The organism is Isoptericola croceus, from assembly GCF_029382255.1.
Lineage (GTDB): Bacteria > Actinomycetota > Actinomycetes > Actinomycetales > Cellulomonadaceae > Isoptericola > Isoptericola croceus.
Map to the genome: position 1 here is coordinate 1 of NZ_JARLLG010000572.1, position 251 is coordinate 251.

Genomic DNA, 251 nt, shown 5'->3' on the forward strand with positions numbered 1-251 from the left:
GCGGCGGCGGCGGCCTTGCCGGCGTGCGGCTTGGCCTCGGCGAGGAACGCGAGCATGTCGTCGACCATGTCGGCGTCGGCGTCGTCGGGGTTCTTGCCGCGCTCCATGTGCTCGTCGATGATCTTGTCGATGAACCTGTCGAGCGCGGTGCGCGCCGCGACGAGGCGGGCGTTGATGCCGTTGGTGTCCGCCCAGCTGAGCCAGGGGATGAAGTCGCCGATGTTGAACGCGCCGAACAGCTTGGAGAACTC

1 protein-coding gene is annotated in these 251 nt (G+C 68.1%); it reads right to left on the reverse strand.

Going from position 1 to position 251, the window contains the following annotated elements; genetic code table 11:
- On the reverse strand, positions 1–251 hold a 251-nt coding region (locus PZC42_RS25075), incomplete at both ends, for a cytochrome P450 (protein ID WP_277214367.1).